The sequence below is a fragment of the Kaistella soli genome, from assembly GCF_019038595.1.
Classification (GTDB): domain Bacteria; phylum Bacteroidota; class Bacteroidia; order Flavobacteriales; family Weeksellaceae; genus Kaistella; species Kaistella soli.
This window is the reverse complement of record NZ_JAHOPF010000001.1, coordinates 389,680-408,572: the sequence shown is the minus strand read 5'-3', so window position 1 is coordinate 408,572 and position 18,893 is coordinate 389,680. Positions and strand designations below refer to the sequence as shown.

Genomic DNA, 18,893 nt, shown 5'->3' with positions numbered 1-18,893 from the left:
AATTAAAAAATTTAAATCTTAATGGTGCAAATAATTCATAAAAACGCGGAAATTTAAATTCGCCATCCTTTAAAAATGACGAAAATTCATGAAACCGGCAGTAAAAAATACTTTTTGCTGTTTAAAATAAAAATGATATTTTTACCCGTAAGCAATGTTAATTTTTGTTAACAGCGATATCTTTTCTAAATAAACTTACTATGACTATAAAACGAATTTTCGATTTTGCTCATCATGCCTCAGAGAATTACTCCCGCGAAGACATGTTCAATACGAAATATAATGACGAATGGGAGAAAACTTCAACCAAAGACTTCATCAATCTGGGAAACAAAATTTCCAGAGGTCTCTTAAAACTGGGCATTCAGCCCGGCGATAAAATCGCACTTATTACTTCAGCAACCCGCACGGAATGGGCAGTGATGGATTTGGGTATTGCCCAGATCGGAGCAGTTTCAGTTCCTGTATATCCGACCATTTCACCCGAAGATTACGATTTCATCTTTAATAATGCTGAAGTGCAGTACTGTTTTGTTTCCGACACTGAACTCTACGAAAAGGTGATGAAGATTAAAAACAATGTTACTTCGCTGAAAGGAGTTTTTACTTTCGATGAGGTAGACGGCGCACCGAACTGGAACGAAATTCTTGATTTAGGAAAAGACGAAAGCACCCAAAATGAAGTGGATGATCTGGCCAACAGCATTAACTCTGAAGATCTTGCCACCATTATTTATACTTCCGGAACCACAGGCAAACCTAAAGGCGTTATGCTGACTCACCATAATATTGTATCGAACGTGTTGGCTTCGGATCCAAGAATTCCCCGCGTAAAAGGACTGGATTATCAGGATATCAGGATTTTAAGTTTCTTACCGATATGTCATATTTTCGAGAGGATGCTTTTCTATCTTTATCAGTATAACGGCTACTCCGTTTACTTTGCGGAAAGCATCGAAAAAATGGGCGATAACATCAAGGAAGTGAAGCCGCACATCATGTCGGTAGTGCCAAGATTGATCGAAAAAGTTTACGATAAAATTTACGATAAAGGAACCAGCGCAGGCGGACTGAAATCAAAAATTTTCCTTTGGGCACTCGGCGTGAACAAAGCAAAACAAAAACTCGGCAAACCTTCAGGCTTAAAGGAAATTATTGCAGACAAACTGGTATTTTCCAAATGGAGAGAAGGTTTGGGTGGCAACATCATTACGTTGGTTTCGGGCTCAGCTGCACTTCAGCCCCGACTCAACAAAATGTTCCAGAACGCCGGAATTCCAATCCTGGAAGGTTACGGATTAACGGAAACCTCGCCTGTAATTTCAGTGAACAGTTTCGGAAAAATAAAAGTAGGCACTGTAGGTCATGTGCTGGAAAATCTGGATGTAAAAATTCAGGAAGACGGGGAAATTACCGTTAAAGGTCCTTCCGTATTCAAAGGATATTTTAAGAACGAGGAAATGACGAAAGAAGTTTTCACAGAAGACGGTTATTTCAAAACCGGCGACATCGGACATATCGATGAAGAAGGTTACCTTCATATCACCGACCGTAAGAAAGAAATGTTCAAAACTTCAGGCGGAAAATACATTGCACCTCAGGTGATTGAAAATCAGGCAAAAGCATCGAAATTCATCGAGCAGATTATGGTAGTAGGTGATGGAGAAAAAATGCCATGTGCGCTGGTGCAGCCCGATTTCAACTTCGCACAGCACTGGGCAGAAAGAAAAAACATCAACATCGGAAAAACGCCGGAAGAAATGGCAAACAGCCCTGAACTTAAGGAAAGAATCGGCAAGGAAATTGCCTATCTGAATACCAAACTCGGCAGCTGGGAACAGATCAAGCTTTTCGAACTCACTCCGGAAATCTGGTCAATTGACTCCGGCGTTCTCACACCGACACTAAAACTTAAACGTAAAGCAGTAAAAGAACGCTATATAAAACTTTACAATAAAATGTATGGCCACGAGGCCTAAACTTTCAAAGCGCGGTTAAAGCCGTGCTTTTTACTGTTATGAAAAAAGACCACTGACACATTCAAAAAAACCGTTAATTTAATCCGGAACCCTTTAAGAACCTCAGAATTCATCCATATAAAAACAATGCATTATCTGTCCTTATTCCTCCTTATTTTACTCAGCAGCTGCGCAAGCAGCGTGCAGCAAACCGATCCAGTTCCGGTGCATGACTCTTTTATACTGGATTCCAAACTGTTGGGTGAAAAAAGAATTATTAATGTCTGGAAACCATCAGAATACCTGTCCACAAATTCCTCTTTTCCGGTTCTTTATATGGCGGACGGCGGAATTAAGGAAGATTTTCCTCATCTTGCCAATACCGTTGCAAAACTGATCAAGGAAAAAAGGATCCGCCCGGTCATTCTTGTCGGAATTGAAAATACGCAGCGCAGAAGAGATCTCACTGGATTTACCAGCGTTGAAGAGGATAAAAAAATCGCCGCAGTTGTAGGAGGTTCGGCAACATTCCGGGATTTTATTAAAGAGGACCTTTTTCCAGAAATCAACGGAAAATACAGAGCGACGCAGGAAAAAAGCATTATCGGAGAATCTTTGGCCGGATTATTCATCATGGAAACTTTCTTCACTAGTCCGGAAATGTTCGATAATTATATTGCTATTGATCCTTCGCTGTGGTGGAACAATCATCATTTAACCTCAACGGCGAAAGACTATTTGACGAAATTTCCTGCGGGAAGCCAAAAAAAATTATGGTTTGCCAGTTCCAAAGAACCAAGCACTTCCGAATTTACCCAGCAGATTTCTCAAACTTTAAAATCGGCAAACCTCCCCAATTTAAAATGGAATTATAGCCCCGCTCCCACTGAAGAGCACAGTACGATTTTCCGCGCGGTAAAAGAAAAGGCTTTGATTTGGAGCCTGAATGGAAATTAGATTTATATCACACACTTTCCGGTCTTATCTATATAATCTAGTCTGGAGTTGGTTTGAGGGAAGCAATTTGTCCTTTCTTTCTCAAACTCCTACTTTTGCAGCATAATAACTCCGATGAAAGCTGTTCTGAACCTGTTCGATTTCTCCCAGAAAGTAAACTACCGCACTGAAATTCTGGCCGGTCTTACCGTCGCAATGACGATGATTCCCGAGTCACTTTCATTCGCCATTTTAGCTGGTTTTCCGCCATTGGTTGGATTGTACGGCGCTTTCATTATGGGACTTGTGACCGCAATTTTCGGAGGACGACCCGGACTGATTTCCGGCGGTGCAGGCGCAACAGTTATCGTTCTCATCGCCTTAATGAAATCACACGGGTTGGAATATGTTTTCGGCGCCATCGCCTTAGCCGGTGTGCTGCAGATCGGCGTAGGATTATTGAAACTCGGGAAATTCATAAGACTGGTACCACAACCTGTAATGTTCGGTTTTGTGAACGGACTTGCCATTGTGATCTTCATGTCTCAGCTCGAGCAGTTTAAAATGACCGTCAACGGAAACACTGAGTGGCTAACAGGAACACCGTTTCTGATCATGGCAGTTTTAGTTGCGCTCACCATTTCCATTGTCCTGCTGCTGCCGAAACTCACCAAAAAAATCCCGGCATCCCTCGTCGCTATTGCAGTTGTTTTCGCCATCGTCATGATCTTTAATATCGATACCAAACAGGTGGAAGATATTGCTTCGGTAAGCGGTAGTCTACCACCTTTCCACATTCCAAACATTCCGCTGAACCTCGAAACACTGAAAGTCATCTTTCCCTATGCCATGATTATGGCGGCCGTTGGTTTAACGGAAGGACTTTTAACGCTGAATCTGGTGGATGAAATCACCGGAACCAAAGGCAATTCTAACCGAGAATGCGTGGCTCAGGGAAGTGCCAATATTTTAAACGGCTTCTTCTTCGGAATGGGCGGCTGTCCGATGATCGCGCAGACTTTGGTGAATCTTTCCGCAGGATCGCGCGCAAGACTTTCTGGAATTGTTGCTGCTCTCACTATATTAGTGATTATCCTTGTCGGCGCGCCCGTCATTGGAAAATTACCGATGGCAGCGCTGACCGGTGTGATGATTATGGTAGCCATCGGAACTTTCGAATGGGCAAGTTTGAGAATTTTTAAACGCATGCCGAGATCTGATATTTTCGTAATGATTGTGGTGACTTTAATTACCGTTTTCCTTCATAATCTTGCATTGGCAGTTTTAATTGGAGTGATTATTTCTGCCCTGGTTTTTGCGTGGGACAATGCCAAGCGGATCCGTGCCCGAAAACACGTGGACGAAAACGGCGTAAAGCATTACGATATTTACGGCCCGCTGTTCTTCGGCTCAGTGACCAATTTTTCAGAAAAGTTTGATGTAGCGAATGATCCCGCTGAAATTATCATCGATTTTGCGGAAAGCCGTGTGGTTGACATGTCGGCTATCGAAGCCCTGAATGCCATTACCCAGCGATATCATAATGCCGGTAAAACCGTCAGGCTGCAGCATTTAAGTCCGGACTGTATTACCCTTTTAAAAAATGCAGAAGCCATCATTGAGGTCAATATTCTGGAGGATCCGATGTATCTTGTTCCTGAAAAAACTTAATTCTAAAATACAGCAAATCGATCCGAAGATAAACAGAAATTGTAAAATTAAAAGCACAGTCACGATTGCTATTAATGGAAAACAAGATATAAAAAAACCGCCTCTTTTCAGAAGCGGTTGTATGATGAAGTATGATTATTTACTCACTTTTAATTTGGGGAATTTCAATATGAGCGGTTTTCAGTTTAAAATCTTTTAATTCAGAAGTAATTAATTCCAAATTGGGCTTAAAGAAACTCGTATTCACAAATAAATCTTCGTAGTACTGAATCCCGCTCAGCAAATTATTTTTGAATCCCTCCCACTTTTTAACCTGAGACTTTGTAATTTCATCCGAAAATTCAACAATCTCTTTCTTCAGATAATCTACATAGAGTTTCAGTTCATTGATGAAAGCATGAGGACGTCGGTGATCAGGAAGAATATTCACGTTTCCGTAGATATGTCTTACCATCTCGGAAAGCGTCACCTCTTTATCGAAATAACTGAGGTTGGGCCCCGGACACACCACTACTCCCTGCTTTTCGCCTTTTACCGCAATCCCCTGCTCCATATATGCTGAATTTACCAATCCTACACATAAACAGGATTTATCGGTGATTTTGCTTTTTTGAATTTCATACTGTTTCGGGTTCAGATTCTCCTTTTCGCTTTCCAGGTCGGCAAGCTTGATGTCCTGGTATTTTTTTGAAGCGGTACAGGTTCCTTTCGGACCGAATTCCTTACTTAAAGCCAGAAATTTCTTCGGACATGAACTTCCATACTTATTTCCTGAAATATTGTGCTGTTTGATGAACTCGTTACTTGTTCCTTTTACCGTATTGAAAGGCACACCAAGCGGTGAAATATTACTTAAATAAAAATTATCTTCTTTCGCCTGTGCTAAAAGGGTTCTGGTTTCAACATCTACAGAAGTAGCCTCAGGAACGAGTAAAAACGGCGACCCCCAGCCGACACTGTCGACCTCATAATGGGAAAGTAAAAATTCATGCTCTTCAGCAGTACCGACACCGCCCTGTACCGTGATTTTTATCTCAAGAGGCTGTGCAGGTACCGTTCTGCCTTTCTGTTGGAGAGCAGCACTCATCAGTGAATGCGCAGAAGTCTGAAGTTCAGTTTTTTTCTGTTTGAATTCTTCCATGATAGGTCCAAGCAGCAGGCCTTCGGTGGCAAATGCATGTCCGCCGCAGTTTAATCCTGATTCTATTCTGTATTCCGATACCCAAAGTCCTTTTTTTGCCAGAAAATTTCCCTGAATCATTGCCGAACGGAAATCGCTGACCTTTAGAATAATCTTCTTTTTCAACGTTCCGGCGTTATCCGGATAAAAATCATCAAACTCTTCCAAATAGCTGTAAAGCCGCGGATTCATTCCGGCAGAAAATACCACAGAACTGGAAAGCTGACTGTTTGCAAAACCACGTAATGATGCATGTGCATCGTTGTACATGGTAGGAAGCTGTTCATTTTTCACAAAGTTATCTTTGTCCACTTTTGTCATGATGTTGACATCTATTTCACCCGGACTGAGATGAGCTTCAAGATAATTTTTAATCTGTCCTGCAAGATCATCTTTTTTATCAAGAATACTTTGCAGACCTTCCTTAAAATCGGAGGCATTCGGCAGCATACCCATAAAATTCTGAAGCGCATCCGCATTTTTGCTGAGTTCATCCTTAAACTCATTAAATTTTTTCTTTACGATACCGTCCATGAGATCAAGATACGCGGTTACTCTTTTGGCTCGGTAATCTTCGGACTTAATTGAAATTGCAGAAAAATCAAAATTGAATTTGCTGCTGTAAAAATCTCTCATTCGCTCTACAATTTCATCATCGATGATAGAGACAACGGAGGAAATACCGTACTGGGCTACCCGGATAGGACTGTCGATGGTGTAAGCCAATCCCATGACCGGAATGTGGAAATGATGTAAGGGTTTATTGTTCATGCTTAAAAAAAGGTTATAAGGTAACCTCTGTCCACGGACGGGACAAAAGTATTGATTAGATGAACAAATATAAAGATTTAAACACAACGCAGCAATGCACGGACATCTCTAAATAAATGATATTAAACAGCTAATATTTTTATTGAGCGTCACTAAGCACCTACGTTTAAATTACTGAAAAAAGGGATGAGAACTGTCCGAAACGATGAAAACTACACAAGAGGCGGTTTAGAGTAGAACCTTTTAAATACTTTCGAAGCGACATGGTGCCACTGGGTGTTTTCATCCGGAAGATCCTCTCCCTTCAGGGCACATTCGGTATGATAGTGTTTTCTGACGTGAAAACAGCCGTTGATGCACTTTTCCACATGAATGGTATGTTTGAGAATCAGGTAACCTTTTTCTTTAAGTCCCTCCAGCACTTCTTCTTTGGTGTATTCGAATCCGTTGATTTTTATTTTCATAGTATTGGTTATAAAGGTTAACATAAGTATTTAAGTTCACAGTGAAAATCATTCCAAAGATTGATTTCACCTTCTGAAATTAAAAAAAAAACATGTTTTTCCTTTGGCCGCAATACTCTAGATTCTAAGAAATCATTTAAAGTACAATGGCTCCTTACTTGCGGAAATAAAAATTATTTTCCACGGATTATACTTTCCTTACAAAACTGCAGAACACAAAATTCTGCTCCGTTCCGAAAGGAGTCAGATGATTTTCGAGCCGACAATTTAAAGTCTCAAAACCTTTTCCGAAAACCTCGCAAAGCTTTCTTCAGAATATTGTTTAATTAGCAGACCGCTGCATTTTTCGGGGCCGTTTTCTGAGAATGTTCCTATGGTAAGATAACCGCTTACGGCGTGTTCAGTAATTTCCACATACTTTTTAATCTGACATTCCTCCGTCAGGAAATGGAAGGTAGCGCGGTCATGCCAAATGTCGTAGGTCGTATCCGGTTTAAATTCCGTAATATCGCTCACGATCCATGTCACCTTTTCAGCTTTTTCACCTAACCTTTTCTGGGCTTTTTCAAGCGCTTTCGCGGAAATATCAAGAACGGTAATATTTTCAAATCCCTCATCGAGGAGAAAATCCACGAGTTTGCTGTCGCCGCCATCAATATCAATGATCTTTGCAGAACGGTCTAAGTTAAACGAGCGGATCATTTCCAGCGAAGTTATCGGAACTTCCTGAGTCCAGCTCACTTCGTCTGGGTTTTTCGTTTCGTACACTTTTTCCCAGTGTGCTTTTCTTTCCGAATTCATTCTTTGTGATTTATTTTGAAAGTTTTACAGAGTTTAATGAGGCAATTTCTCTCTGAAATATCCATACACCCATGTTCCGGCAATAGCGCTCAACAAAGTTACCGCTATCACGGTTGCACCTGTTCCGATCTGAGCAAAAAGCGGCCCCGGACATGCGCCGGTAAGTGCCCAGCCTAAGCCGAAAATGAGTCCTCCATAGATTTGGCCTTTATTGAAGGTCTTATTGTGGAAAACGATTTCTTCTCCATAAACGGTTTTGACATTGAATTTCTTAATCAGAAATATCGAAATCATAGCGACCAGAACAGCACTGCCAATGATACCGTACATGTGAAAAGACTGTAACCTGAACATTTCCTGAATGCGGAACCAACTGATTACCTCAGCTTTGATAAAGAGAATTCCGAAGAGGGTTCCGAGTACAAGATATTTGAGATTATGATACCAGCGGTGCTGCAGGTGGCTTTCGTTCACACACATGGTATCCAGTGACCTTAGTTCGAGATCGTCTTTAGGATCTATATTCTGTTGCATTTTTTTAATTTTAAAGAGAAAGAATTATCGGAAGTAATACATTGGCCATCAAAAAGCCGCCAATCATGAAAAACACTGTGGCAATCAAACTCGGAAGCTGCAGATTGGCAATTCCCATAATCGAGTGTCCGCTCGTGCACCCTCCCGCATAACGGGTACCGAATCCAACCATGAAGCCGCCCCCGACCATCATCAGTAAACCGCGTACCGTGAAAAGAGATTCCCAGTTCATGAGTTCTGTCGGAACAAGGTTGCTATAATCGGTAATACCATATCCTGCGAGCTCCTTCGCCAAATTGGGGTTTACCTCAATCGGATTAGGATTTGAAAAAAACAGCATGGTAATTACACCGCCGATAAAAATTCCGAAGACAAAAAATAAATTCCACACCTCTTTTTTCCAGTTGTATTTGAAAAATGGAATATTGGCCGGCATGCACGATGCACAGATATGCCGCAGCGAAGATGAGATTCCGAATGATTTGTTACCGAGGATTAACAGCGCCGGAACGGTAAGTCCGATCAATGGTCCTGCTATATACCAAGGCCACGGCTGCTGAATAAGTTCTGTCATATTTTCGTTTACTTTGTTAAGAGTTGTTGTACATTTTGCCAGGCTCCGCCATTGCTCACATTACTGATGCCGTTCTGTTCCAGGATTCTTTTGGCCTGGCTGCTTCTGTTACCACTTCTGCAGAAAACCACTGTGTTTTTCTTACCGGCAAATTTACCTAAATGTTTCGGGATAGCATCCAGCGGAATGTTTACTGCGCCTTTTACAGTTCCGGAGGAGAACTCGCCGGGAGATCTCACGTCTACCAGATAGGCTCCGCTGTTGATAATCTCAGCCAAAGCGCTGTTGTCCAGGGTAAAAAGATTTTTAAATAAATTAAACATGATTTCTTCTTTAATATTTATACTTAATTATGAATTGGGTGATAAGACTTTGCTTTGACAGATAAAATCAGTTCTGGGAACATTGGTTTGTACAATCGCGCTGAAACCTCCTTCCACTTCTGTAAAATTCCGGTAACCTCGTGCCTGCAGAATACTAGCCGCAATCATGCTGCGGTAACCGCCTGCACAGTGCAGAAAGAAATGTTCTTGAGAATCGACATCTTTAATCCAGTCATTGATATACGCCAGTGGTTTGCTGTAAGCTTCTTCGACATGTTCCGCAGCATATTCGCTTTCCCTGCGGACATCTACTACAATACTTTTTCCTGTTTCAAAACGCGATGCAAATTCATCTGCAGTTATTCTGTTCACGTCATCGGTTTCTTTTCCTGAGTTTTTCCATGCTGAAAAACCTCCTTTCAAGTGACCTAAAACAGAGTCAAAACCTACACGGCTCAACCGGGTAATTGCTTCTTCTTCCTGACCTTCGTCATTGACCAATAAAATCGGTTGTTTTACGTCGACAATCATGGCACCTACCCAAGGAGCAAAATCTCCATTGAGCCCGATATTCACCGACTGCGGAATAAAACCTTTGGCAAAATCTACATTGCTTCTCGTATCCAAAATCAATGCGCCACTGTTTTCTGCGGTCATCTCGAAGTCATCTGCAGAAAAAGCGGTCATTCCCATATTCAGCACTTGCTCGAAACTGCCGTATCCATTTTTATTCATCGCGACATTCATTCCGAAATAAGCGGGAGGCGCCAACAGACCGTTCGTTACTGCTTTAATGAACGCTTCTTTATTGCGCTGGTTAAGGGCGTAATTGGTCTTTTTCTGGTTACCGAGCGTGTCTACTGTTTCTTTCTGCATGTTTTTTCCGCAAGCCGACCCGGCTCCATGTGCCGGATAAACCGTAATATCATCTGCAAGCGGCATAATTTTCTCAATTAAACTTTGGTACAGCAAGCCCGCCAGTTCGTCCTGAGTGAGGTGCGAGGCTTTCTGGGCAAGATCCGGTCTTCCGACGTCGCCGAGAAAAAGGGTATCCCCACTGAACAGCGCAGATTCTTTCCCATGTTCATCAATTAACAGAAAACATGAACTCTCCATGGTATGCCCGGGAGTATGCAATACTTTAATTTTTACATTTCCGATTTCGAAAATCTGATCGTTTTCAGCAATAATGCTTTTAAACTTCGGATTTGCTGTAGGGCCATAAACGATCTCCGCTCCTGCTCTGTTACTCAGGTCCACATGTCCGCTCACAAAATCTGCGTGAAAATGGGTTTCAAAGATATATTTCAGTTTCGCACCGTCTTTTTCGAGGCGGTCAATATAAGGCTGAGTTTCCCTTAAAGGATCGATGATAGCCGCTTCTCCGTTTGAGGTGATGTAATATGCTCCCTGAGCCAGACATCCGGTATAAATCTGTTCGATATTCATTGTTCAATTTTTATTTTGTTTAGTGATGCAAAATTCGTTTAAACCAATTTCCTGCACAGTTACTTTTGTTACAGAAGGTGAGTATTCAGCGTTACAGCCGTTTTCATCGAGTTTGTGACTAAACACGCAGCCTTTGATTTTTCGAGAACTTTTAAAGCTTTTTCTCGGTCCTGCTCAGGATTTTCAAGCAGAAGTTCAGGCGTTATTTCTGCTTCGGTGATCTGGTATTTTCCTTCTACGACTTCCAGTTTACAGACTGTTTTACATGAAAAATTCTGAAAAGAAAGTTTGAAATTTTCGGCAACCGCCAGAAAAGTTGAAAGATAGCAGCTGCTGATGGCTGCGGCGTACAAATGCTCCGGCGACCAGATACCGGGGACTCCGTTTGAAAATTCAGGTGGTGTTGCGCATTCGATGGTTTCGTTCAAGACCGGGGAAGATAATGTTCCTTTACGTCCTTCTTTCCATTCTGCTTTTACTTCGTAATAATGTTGCTGTGACATGATATTTAATTTTTACTGTTAGAATTTTTAAATTGGAATAATTAACGGAAACATCAATTGATGAAAGTTTCTCTGATAATGATATACACTCCCATGATGAGAACAAACCATCCGAAAGCGGGCTTCAGTTTCCTACCGTCAATCTTAGTAGAAAGCCAGCTTCCGATAAAAACACCAGAAATAGCAAGGCCTAATATTTTTAAGATGAAATTCCATTCAATGACCGAATGGGAAACTGAAACCCCAAACCCAAATAAAGAATTGAGGGCTATAATGAAAAGCGAAGTTCCAATGGCTTTTTTAATATCCAGCTTGAGTAAATTGACCAATGCAGGAATAATCAGAAATCCGCCGCCGGCACCGATAAGGCCCGTTACAAACCCCACCACAATACCATGCAGGATCACTGCTGCGTTTTTTACTTTTTGATCTTCAGACGGGAAACAGTCTTCACCGGTACATTTTTTAATCATGCTGTAAGAGGCGAAAATCATCAGTATCGCAAAAACCAGCATGAGCATCATGTTTTTGGTAAAGTTGAAATTTCCTGTGGTAAAAATCACTTCAGGGATGGCAGTGACAATGTACATTCTGGTGAGAAATACAGAAAGTATGGACGGTACGCCAAATATAAGTGTGGTTTTAAGATTGATCAGTCCTTTCTTGAAATAAGAAACTGAACCTGCAACGCTCGTCATCCCGACAATGAAAAGGGAATATGTTGTAGCCAACACAGCATCAATGCGGAAAAGATAGACCAAAACCGGAACGGTGAGTATGCTTCCGCCGCCGCCTATGAGCCCTAAAGAAATTCCGATAAAAACTGAGGCTGTATAACCTAATATATCCATGCTTGCTGAATTTGATGCTGCAAAATTGCATCAAGTCAGAAACCTGCACAGTTACTTTGGTTACATAAGGGTAATTTTATTTCTTCCGAGTTTTACGGTGCCGCTTTCTTCGAGCTGTTTTAAGAGTCTTGAAACCACTACTCTGGCTGTTCCGAGTTCATTGGCCAGCTGTTCGTGAGTAATATTAAGGATTTTGCTTCCTGTTAATTCTTTCTTTTTCTGCAGCAGGGAAAGAAGTCTTTCATCCATTTTCGTGAATGCGACGGCATTTACAATTTCCAGAAGTTCTTCGAAACGTTTGTGATAAAGCCGAAAAATATAATCGAGCCACTCGGGATATTCTTTAATGAAAAGGGAAACTTTATCCATCGGCAGAAAAAGGATTTCTGCATCATCTTCCACTTCAGCTTTCACCTTACTTTTTTCATCGTGCATTCCGCCCAGAAATGACATGATGCAGCTTTCACCGGCTTTAATGTAATAGAGAAGAATTTCGCGGCCGTCTTCTTCCGTGCGCATGACTTTCAGGGTTCCTTTGGTTACAATAGGTATGGCCCTGACCGATGAGTTTTCATCCAGAATTAAATCTCCTGCTTTGTACACCTTTGAGCTGCTGTACTCCTTCAGTTTAGCGATAAGTTCGGGTGATGTTTTGAATTCTATAATCTGCTCCAGTGGATCCATCGTGTAAAATTAGTGAAAATGGAGGAAAGAAATAAGCACAAAAAAAACCTACTGTCAATCAGTAGGTTTTATAAAACTGGGCGGAGGAACAGGGATTCGAACCCCGGGACCTGTTACAGTCAACAGTTTTCAAGACTGCCGCAATCGACCACTCTGCCATTCCTCCAGTAAATGATTTCTCATTTTCAGTGGTGCAAATATAGAAAGCTTTTGCCTATCCTCCAAATAATTTTTTAAATTTTATGTTAAAAACCTAATATTCAAAGGGAAAAATTTAATTCCTGGATAAATTAAGACCCAAATAAACAGCTCCAAAGCCTGCTACGATACTCAGCAGAATATATCCTGCCAGAATAAAATAGTTTCCGCTTTCCCATAATGAAATATTCTCTGCCGAAAAGGTGGAAAAAGTGGTGAAGCCTCCACAAAATCCGGTGATCAGCAGAAACTTCAGATAATTATCGGCTTTCAGAAAATAAGAACTGAAAATCCCTATCAAAAAACACCCAATAATATTGACCACGAATGTTCCCATGGGAAAGGAATTTATGTTCCACAGTTTCTGGGTATGATTTGATACCAGGAAGCGCAGCACACTTCCCAAACCTCCACCGATAAATATGTAAAAAATATTTCTCATGAATGAATTTGAATGCGCCACAGGCACATTCCGACAGTTATGCCAATTCCGCCAGATATTTCTCTGCATCCATCGCGGCCATACATCCGCTACCTGCTGCAGTGATTGCCTGTCTGTAAATATGATCCTGAACGTCTCCTGCTGCGAAAACGCCCGGCAGATTTGTTAAACTCGAACCAGGAACAGTTTTGATGTATCCGCTCTCATCCAAATCGATCTGACCTGCAAAAATATCCGTATTCGGTTTGTGACCAATGGCAATGAAAATACCGTGAACATCTATTTTTGATGTTTCCTGAGTTTGGTTATTGATAACCACCGCTCTTTCAACTAAAGAATTTTCGCCTTCAATAGCGATCAGTTCATGGTTGAATTTCACTTCAATATTGGGCGTATTTTCCACACGGTGAACCATGGCTTTTGAAGCGCGGAACTCATGTTTTCTTACAAGCATCGTTACTTTATTCGTAAGTTTAGCGAGATAAGTAGCTTCTTCAGCAGCAGTATCACCCGCTCCCACTACTACAACATCTTTTCCTTTATAGAAAAATCCGTCACAGGTTGCGCATGCAGAAACACCGCCTCCTGAATATTTTTTCTCGTCATCCAAACCAAGATATTTTGCGGTAGCGCCGGTAGAAATAATCACCGATTTTGCGAAAATCTCCTTATTTCCTGCCCACAATTTGTGAACACCGCCTGCTTCCCTTGAAAATTCAACTTTGGTAATTAATTCGTAATGAACTTTGGTATCAAATCTTTCGGCCTGTTTCTGCAGATCCATCATCATTTGCGGACCTGTAACGCCGTCCGGATATCCCGGGAAATTATCAACTTCTGTGGTGGTGGTTAACTGTCCGCCTGGCTCAAGACCGGTGTACAATTCAGGTTTCAGGTCGGCTCTTGCTGCATAAATTGCTGCGGTAAATCCGGAAGGTCCGGAACCTACGATCACGCAGTCTAAAATATTCTGTTCCATTAATTAAGGTTGAGATTAAGATTTTGAATTTTCAAAAATCGTTATTTATTTTGGGTTGAAGTTTATTTTATGATGAATTTTTTCAATATTCGAAATTTGGTTTAAAACTAAATTGGATGAAATTTCCCGGTTTTAATTTTAATAACTGGATTTCCTGAGAACTGTGTCCGCGACCCGACCTGAGTGAAGCTCTTTTGCGGAATGCAATGGAGCAAAAAAGCGGGAACGGAGGGCGGAAAAAGTCGCCATAAAAATAATACTTTCCGTTGCAAACTTCATTAACATCAGGTTTTTACTTTATATTTATCGACGTTCAGTATTTTATACACCATTTCCGTAAGCAGTTCGCTTTCGTCCATATTTACTGCGCCGAGTCCTTTGTTTTTAAGGTCGATTTCGCGGAGGATTGAAATGATCCGCGTGCAGTGCTTAAGGTTATAAAACCGCGCCGCCTCAGCAAAATCTTTCATAAAATACGGATTCACATTGAGCTGACCGGCCAAAACATTCGGAGGAATGCCCGGTGAAGTATGAAAAATTATAAGATTGGAAAAAAAATTATAAAGGTTGCCCATCATCATCGGCAATGGGTTGTTCTTCGGCGATTTCCCTACGAAATGGGCGATCCTGAGTGCATTGCCTTCGTCTTTTTTACCCAGCGCTTTGAGGAGTTCGAAAACGTTGAATTCTTTGCTGATCCCGATGTGGGTTTCAATGGTTTTCTCATCGAGGATTTCGTCCCCTTTAAGAATCATTTTGAGTTTCTGTAGCTCGTTGGAGATTCTGGATAAATCGGTTCCAAGGTATTCTGAAAGCAAAGCCGGAATATTGGGTTTTGTTTTCAGACCCAAACTCCTGATTTCCTGATCAATCCATTTTGGGACTTCATAATCGCGCATTTTTTCGCTCAGGAAAAGCATCTTGTTTTTCGAAAGCGTCTTTGCGAAACTTTTCCGGGAATCTACTTTTTTATATTTATGGGCAATGACCAAAAGAGTAGATTCGACAGGGTTTTCAGCATAGATTTTCAGCGCTTCTGTCTCTTTTTCCGTCATCCGGATTTCCTGCGCTTCCTTGAGAATAATGACCTGCTTTTCACCCATCATCGGAAACTGTCTTGCGAGTGAAAGTACGTCGCTGAAAGTAGTGTCTTTACCATAAACCACCGTTTGGTTAAAAGCTTTTTCATCCTCCTCCAAAACATCATTTTCAAATGATTTTACGGCAACATCCATAAAAAAAGGTTCTTCACCGTGGAAAAAATAAATCGGCAGAAACTCTTTATTTTTAATATTTTTGAGGATTAAATCTAATTCTTTCATAAATGCAACTTCCGGAACTGAATTTTGAGGATACTTTTGATTTCCAAATCAAGAGAGACAAAGATAAGTTTTTTATTTATGATCTGGTCCGCAAAAATTGGCTTTTGCTTACTCCTGAAGAATGGGTGCGGCAGCATTGGGTGCATTATTTTCATCGGAAAAAAGGAAGAAATCTGTCTTCACTGATTTTGGAAAAAAAACTCGAACTGAACGGAACAACAAAGAGAATTGATTTGCTGGTTACCGAAAAAACGGAACCGAAAATCCTCGTCGAATGCAAAGCTCCCCAAATTAAAATCACCGAAAAAACTTTCGAACAGATTGCCCGCTACAACTCGATTATCGGTGCTGAAGAAATTATTCTTAGCAACGGTTTACAGCATGTTTTTGCAAAGTTTTCCGAGAATCGTTATGTCTTTTCGCCTTTTGCATACTAATTTTGCAGCATGATTAAAATAAACCCTTCCCTGATCTCCATTTTCCCGCTGCTCATCTTTGTACTGGTATTTTTGGGTTTCGGGATTTACTATAATGATTTTTACGCCCTTCCCTCTCCTGTAGCAGCTTTGATCGGAATCACGGCAGCTTTTATCCTTTTGAAAGGGAAAATCAACCAGAAAGTTGATACCTTCCTGAAAGGCTGCGGTGACGGAAAAATACTCACCATGTGTATTATCTATCTCTTAGCGGGCGCTTTTGCAACGGTAACTGCTGCGACCGGAAGTGTAGATTCTATCGTTAATGTTGGATTAAATTATGTTTCGCCGGCATATTTTCCGGTAGGTGTTTTCGTGATTGCCTCTTTTCTTTCGTTTGCCTCCGGAACTTCAGTGGGTTCTATCGTCACACTTGGCCCAATTGTGATTGCTTTGGCTGAAAAAAGCGGCTCTCCGTTAGGATTAATTGGCGCCTGCCTGCTTTCCGGGGCGATGTTCGGTGATAACCTTTCCGTTATTTCTGATACCACGATCGCGGCAACTCAGAGTTTGGGCTGTCAGATGAAAGACAAATTCCGGTTCAATTCCAAACTGGCGTTTCCGGCAGCATTGGTTACGGTTCTGATTTTAGTAGTGATGGGTTTCAGTCAGGAAAACACATCGGTTATCAGCGAGTTTAAAGATTTCAACCTTATTTTAATATTGCCTTACATTTTGGTCATTGTGCTTTCGCTTATCGGTCTGAATGTATTTGTCGTTCTGTTCGCCGGACTTGCTTTTGCAGGTTTGCTTGGCTTCGGTTACGGAAGTTTTGACTTTATTGGCTTTGCAAAGAAAACCTATGAAGGATTTACCAGCATGACGGAGATTTTCCTTCTCTCACTCCTCACGGGCGGTTTGGCTGCGTTGGTAGAAAAAGCAGGAGGAATTTCATTCTTAATTAAAAACATCAGCAAGATTATCAGTTCTAAAAAAACCGCACTTTTGGGCATTGGGGGTTTAGTAACCGTTGCGAATCTTTGTGTCGCCAATAATACCATCGCTATTATCATTTCCGGAAAAGTAGCCAAAGAAATCAATGAAAAGTATGATCTGAAGCCCCAGCAAAGTGCTTCTGTGCTCGATATTTTTTCCTGTTATATTCAGGGCTTGATTCCCTATGGCGCGCAGATCCTTATTTTGGTTTCACTCAGCAGTTTCAGGATCAATTATGTCGATCTGGTGCAGTATTCCTTTTATCTTCACATTCTTTTGATTTTTACTTTACTGAGTATTTTCATTGGAAAAAAATAATTTTAAAACTTTACATCAATGCAGACAAACAATATAAAAAATATCATTTTCGATTTTGGAGGCGTGGTAATGGACTGGAATCCGAGGTATTTTTTCAGAGATTATTTTAAGGATGATGAAAGGATGGAATTTTTTCTTAAAAACATCGCCGAAGATGAATGGAACGCTGAGCAGGACCGCGGGAGAAGTTTAAAAGAAGGAACCGATTTTCAGGTCGCAAAATTCCCGGAATGGGAAAAAGAAATCCGTGCTTATTACGATAATTGGACCACCATGTTAAAATCGGATATTCCTCAAAATGTAGACGTCCTGAGAAAACTTGAAAATTCCGAATATGAACTGTTCGGGTTAACCAACTGGTCTGCAGAAACCTTTCCCTACGCTTTGGAAAACTATGATTTTTTCAAAATTTTCGATGGTAAGATCGTCGTGTCCGGCACTGAAAAGCTCATCAAACCTGATCCGAAAATCTGGGAAGTTCTGCTCCAAAGATATCAGCTGAAACCGGAAGAATCAGTTTTTATCGACGATAATCCGAGGAATATCGAAGTAGCTGAAACATTGCGCTTTAATACGGTTCATATTACTGAAGAAACAAATCTGGAGGAAGAATTAAAAAATTTAGGCATCCGTTTTTAAAGGTAATTATTCTTCCCGATTCACCAAATCCATAGAAAAAGCCGGCAGACAGATCGCTAAATATTCGCACGGATCTTCAAACGGATTGCTGTAACGGATTCTGGCTCCTTTTTCAATCAGAATACTTTGTCCAGCTTCTAAAACTACGGTTTCTCCATCGATTTCGAATTGCTTCTTTCCTTTCATAATGTAGGTAAATTCGTCAAATTCAGGAGTCTGATGCGGCTCGCTCCAGTTTGGAGGTGCGACCATATGTGCAATAGAAATATTTGAATTTCCCGTGGAATTTCCCCAGATTTCTTCGATCAGTTTTCCGTCGGTTGTGGGAACTACGAAAGGGGATTTCTGAATTTTATATTTTGCCATTTCTTTAAATTTATTTCAAAATTAAATAAAAAAATCAGGAAATAATTCCTGATTTTAAAATGTAAATTTTGTATCATTTTTAATCACCGAAAGCACAATATTGCTGTGATACTGACCAATATTAGGAATATTCGCAACCACCGTCGTCATGAAATTATTATAATCTTTAATGTTTTTAGCAACCACTTTAATCACATAATCATACTGTCCGGAAAGACTCACCACCTCAAGAACCTGTGGCTGTGCTTTAATCTTCGCTTCAAACTCCTGAAGTTTCTCGTTCGACTGTTCTTTCAACACGATATTGCAGTAGGCCATAATTTCGAATCCTGCCAGTTCTGCGTCAATCAGCACTACGTTTTTGCGGATGATACCGCTGTTCTTTAAAGATTTAATTCTTTCATACGTCGCCGTGAAGGAAAGCCCGATTTTCTCGGCCAGATCCTTTACAGAAACCGTAGAATCTTCCTGTAGAAAATTGAGAATTTTGTGATCCGTAGCGTCTAATGTTTTCATAT

General features: G+C 40.9%; 20 protein-coding genes, 1 tRNA gene and 1 pseudogene. 6 read left to right on the top strand and 16 right to left on the bottom strand.

Translation table 11 applies throughout. The features are described from left to right. The first annotated feature begins 200 nt into the window (after positions 1-200). The 3 genes from KSK37_RS01905 to KSK37_RS01895 all read left to right on the top strand — a co-directional run bounded on the left by KSK37_RS01905 (position 201) and on the right by KSK37_RS01895 (position 4,565). Positions 201-1,979, top strand: a complete 1,779-nt coding sequence (locus KSK37_RS01905) for an AMP-dependent synthetase/ligase (protein ID WP_088358153.1) — start codon at positions 201-203, stop codon at positions 1,977-1,979. Between the two features lie 117 nt (positions 1,980-2,096). After that, the gene (locus KSK37_RS01900) at positions 2,097-2,915 is read left to right on the top strand and encodes an alpha/beta hydrolase (RefSeq protein WP_217199402.1); all 819 of its coding nucleotides are present in this window, start codon (positions 2,097-2,099) and stop codon (positions 2,913-2,915) included. 114 nt (positions 2,916-3,029) lie between these two features. Then, on the top strand, positions 3,030-4,565 hold the full coding sequence (locus tag KSK37_RS01895; protein WP_217199104.1) for a SulP family inorganic anion transporter: 1,536 nt from the start codon (positions 3,030-3,032) through the stop codon (positions 4,563-4,565). 139 nt (positions 4,566-4,704) lie between these two features. Here the strand turns inward: KSK37_RS01895 and KSK37_RS01890 are convergent, their stop codons facing one another. The 14 genes and pseudogenes from KSK37_RS01890 to holA form a co-directional block, all read right to left on the bottom strand. Beyond that, positions 4,705-6,516, bottom strand: coding sequence for a hypothetical protein (locus tag KSK37_RS01890; RefSeq protein ID WP_217199102.1), 1,812 nt, complete (start codon positions 6,514-6,516; stop codon positions 4,705-4,707). Between the two features lie 212 nt (positions 6,517-6,728). After that, entirely contained in the window at positions 6,729-6,980 is a 252-nt protein-coding gene (locus KSK37_RS01885; protein WP_144069813.1) for a hypothetical protein, read from the bottom strand. Positions 6,981-7,167: 187 nt separating this feature from the next. After that, positions 7,168-7,781: pseudogene (locus tag KSK37_RS01880) on the bottom strand (class I SAM-dependent methyltransferase). 33 nt (positions 7,782-7,814) lie between these two features. Continuing rightward, complete coding sequence (locus KSK37_RS01875) at positions 7,815-8,315, bottom strand: DUF6691 family protein (protein ID WP_088358158.1); 501 nt, start codon at positions 8,313-8,315, stop codon at positions 7,815-7,817. A gap of 10 nt (positions 8,316-8,325) precedes the next feature. Beyond that, positions 8,326-8,889, bottom strand: a complete 564-nt coding sequence (locus KSK37_RS01870; RefSeq protein WP_217199100.1) for a YeeE/YedE family protein — start codon at positions 8,887-8,889, stop codon at positions 8,326-8,328. Positions 8,890-8,897: 8 nt separating this feature from the next. Further along, positions 8,898-9,212 carry a rhodanese-like domain-containing protein gene (locus KSK37_RS01865; RefSeq protein ID WP_217199098.1) on the bottom strand — a complete coding sequence of 105 codons (315 nt, stop codon included), beginning with the start codon at positions 9,210-9,212 and terminating at the stop codon, positions 8,898-8,900. Between the two features lie 27 nt (positions 9,213-9,239). Next, entirely contained in the window at positions 9,240-10,661 is a 1,422-nt protein-coding gene (locus KSK37_RS01860) for an MBL fold metallo-hydrolase (RefSeq protein WP_217199096.1), read from the bottom strand. 68 nt (positions 10,662-10,729) lie between these two features. Then, positions 10,730-11,164 (bottom strand): OsmC family protein, encoded by a 435-nt coding sequence (locus KSK37_RS01855; protein WP_217199095.1) that lies wholly within the window; start codon positions 11,162-11,164, stop codon positions 10,730-10,732. Positions 11,165-11,217: 53 nt separating this feature from the next. Continuing rightward, complete coding sequence (locus KSK37_RS01850) at positions 11,218-12,015, bottom strand: sulfite exporter TauE/SafE family protein (protein ID WP_217199094.1); 798 nt, start codon at positions 12,013-12,015, stop codon at positions 11,218-11,220. Between the two features lie 60 nt (positions 12,016-12,075). Further along, on the bottom strand, positions 12,076-12,699 hold the full coding sequence (locus KSK37_RS01845) for a Crp/Fnr family transcriptional regulator (protein WP_088358164.1): 624 nt from the start codon (positions 12,697-12,699) through the stop codon (positions 12,076-12,078). 81 nt (positions 12,700-12,780) lie between these two features. Further along, positions 12,781-12,865: transfer RNA gene (locus tag KSK37_RS01840), tRNA-Ser, on the bottom strand. A 108-nt stretch (positions 12,866-12,973) separates the two neighbouring features. After that, complete coding sequence (gene crcB / locus KSK37_RS01835) at positions 12,974-13,339, bottom strand: fluoride efflux transporter CrcB (RefSeq protein WP_088359390.1); 366 nt, start codon at positions 13,337-13,339, stop codon at positions 12,974-12,976. A 37-nt stretch (positions 13,340-13,376) separates the two neighbouring features. Next, positions 13,377-14,318: a thioredoxin-disulfide reductase gene (gene trxB / locus KSK37_RS01830; RefSeq protein WP_088358165.1), complete on the bottom strand. Its 942-nt coding sequence runs from the start codon at positions 14,316-14,318 to the stop codon at positions 13,377-13,379. 284 nt (positions 14,319-14,602) lie between these two features. Then, positions 14,603-15,640, bottom strand: coding sequence for a DNA polymerase III subunit delta (gene holA, locus KSK37_RS01825; protein ID WP_217199093.1), 1,038 nt, complete (start codon positions 15,638-15,640; stop codon positions 14,603-14,605). Positions 15,641-15,642: 2 nt separating this feature from the next. Between holA and KSK37_RS01820 the strand changes: the two genes are divergently transcribed. Genes KSK37_RS01820 through KSK37_RS01810 form a run of 3 tightly spaced genes read left to right on the top strand, consistent with a single transcriptional unit; the run spans position 15,643 to position 18,009 of the window. Continuing rightward, complete coding sequence (locus tag KSK37_RS01820) at positions 15,643-16,077, top strand: type I restriction enzyme HsdR N-terminal domain-containing protein (RefSeq protein ID WP_088358167.1); 435 nt, start codon at positions 15,643-15,645, stop codon at positions 16,075-16,077. A 9-nt stretch (positions 16,078-16,086) separates the two neighbouring features. Further along, a complete protein-coding gene (locus KSK37_RS01815) occupies positions 16,087-17,370 on the top strand; it encodes a Na+/H+ antiporter NhaC family protein (RefSeq protein ID WP_217199092.1) in 1,284 nt (427 codons plus the stop codon). An 18-nt stretch (positions 17,371-17,388) separates the two neighbouring features. Further along, positions 17,389-18,009 carry an HAD family hydrolase gene (locus KSK37_RS01810; RefSeq protein WP_217199091.1) on the top strand — a complete coding sequence of 207 codons (621 nt, stop codon included), beginning with the start codon at positions 17,389-17,391 and terminating at the stop codon, positions 18,007-18,009. Between the two features lie 6 nt (positions 18,010-18,015). On the opposite strand, the gene KSK37_RS01805 is transcribed toward KSK37_RS01810, so the two are convergent. Continuing rightward, positions 18,016-18,375, bottom strand: coding sequence for a cupin domain-containing protein (locus tag KSK37_RS01805; RefSeq protein WP_217199089.1), 360 nt, complete (start codon positions 18,373-18,375; stop codon positions 18,016-18,018). Between the two features lie 54 nt (positions 18,376-18,429). Next, positions 18,430-18,891, bottom strand: coding sequence for an Lrp/AsnC family transcriptional regulator (locus KSK37_RS01800; protein WP_088359391.1), 462 nt, complete (start codon positions 18,889-18,891; stop codon positions 18,430-18,432). Positions 18,892-18,893: the final 2 nt, after the last annotated feature.

Coding starts and splice junctions, on each gene's coding strand:
- KSK37_RS01905 (WP_088358153.1), top strand. CDS start 201: ATGACTATAAAACGAATTTTCGATTTTGCTCATCATGCCTCAGAGAAT.
- KSK37_RS01895 (WP_217199104.1), top strand. CDS start 3,030: ATGAAAGCTGTTCTGAACCTGTTCGATTTCTCCCAGAAAGTAAACTAC.
- KSK37_RS01890 (WP_217199102.1), bottom strand. CDS start 6,516: ATGAACAATAAACCCTTACATCATTTCCACATTCCGGTCATGGGATTG.
- KSK37_RS01885 (WP_144069813.1), bottom strand. CDS start 6,980: ATGAAAATAAAAATCAACGGATTCGAATACACCAAAGAAGAAGTGCTG.
- KSK37_RS01875 (WP_088358158.1), bottom strand. CDS start 8,315: ATGCAACAGAATATAGATCCTAAAGACGATCTCGAACTAAGGTCACTG.
- KSK37_RS01870 (WP_217199100.1), bottom strand. CDS start 8,889: ATGACAGAACTTATTCAGCAGCCGTGGCCTTGGTATATAGCAGGACCA.
- KSK37_RS01865 (WP_217199098.1), bottom strand. CDS start 9,212: ATGTTTAATTTATTTAAAAATCTTTTTACCCTGGACAACAGCGCTTTG.
- KSK37_RS01860 (WP_217199096.1), bottom strand. CDS start 10,661: ATGAATATCGAACAGATTTATACCGGATGTCTGGCTCAGGGAGCATAT.
- KSK37_RS01855 (WP_217199095.1), bottom strand. CDS start 11,164: ATGTCACAGCAACATTATTACGAAGTAAAAGCAGAATGGAAAGAAGGA.
- KSK37_RS01850 (WP_217199094.1), bottom strand. CDS start 12,015: ATGGATATATTAGGTTATACAGCCTCAGTTTTTATCGGAATTTCTTTA.
- KSK37_RS01845 (WP_088358164.1), bottom strand. CDS start 12,699: ATGGATCCACTGGAGCAGATTATAGAATTCAAAACATCACCCGAACTT.
- crcB (WP_088359390.1), bottom strand. CDS start 13,339: ATGAGAAATATTTTTTACATATTTATCGGTGGAGGTTTGGGAAGTGTG.
- trxB (WP_088358165.1), bottom strand. CDS start 14,318: ATGGAACAGAATATTTTAGACTGCGTGATCGTAGGTTCCGGACCTTCC.
- holA (WP_217199093.1), bottom strand. CDS start 15,640: ATGAAAGAATTAGATTTAATCCTCAAAAATATTAAAAATAAAGAGTTT.
- KSK37_RS01820 (WP_088358167.1), top strand. CDS start 15,643: ATGCAACTTCCGGAACTGAATTTTGAGGATACTTTTGATTTCCAAATC.
- KSK37_RS01815 (WP_217199092.1), top strand. CDS start 16,087: ATGATTAAAATAAACCCTTCCCTGATCTCCATTTTCCCGCTGCTCATC.
- KSK37_RS01810 (WP_217199091.1), top strand. CDS start 17,389: ATGCAGACAAACAATATAAAAAATATCATTTTCGATTTTGGAGGCGTG.
- KSK37_RS01805 (WP_217199089.1), bottom strand. CDS start 18,375: ATGGCAAAATATAAAATTCAGAAATCCCCTTTCGTAGTTCCCACAACC.
- KSK37_RS01800 (WP_088359391.1), bottom strand. CDS start 18,891: ATGAAAACATTAGACGCTACGGATCACAAAATTCTCAATTTTCTACAG.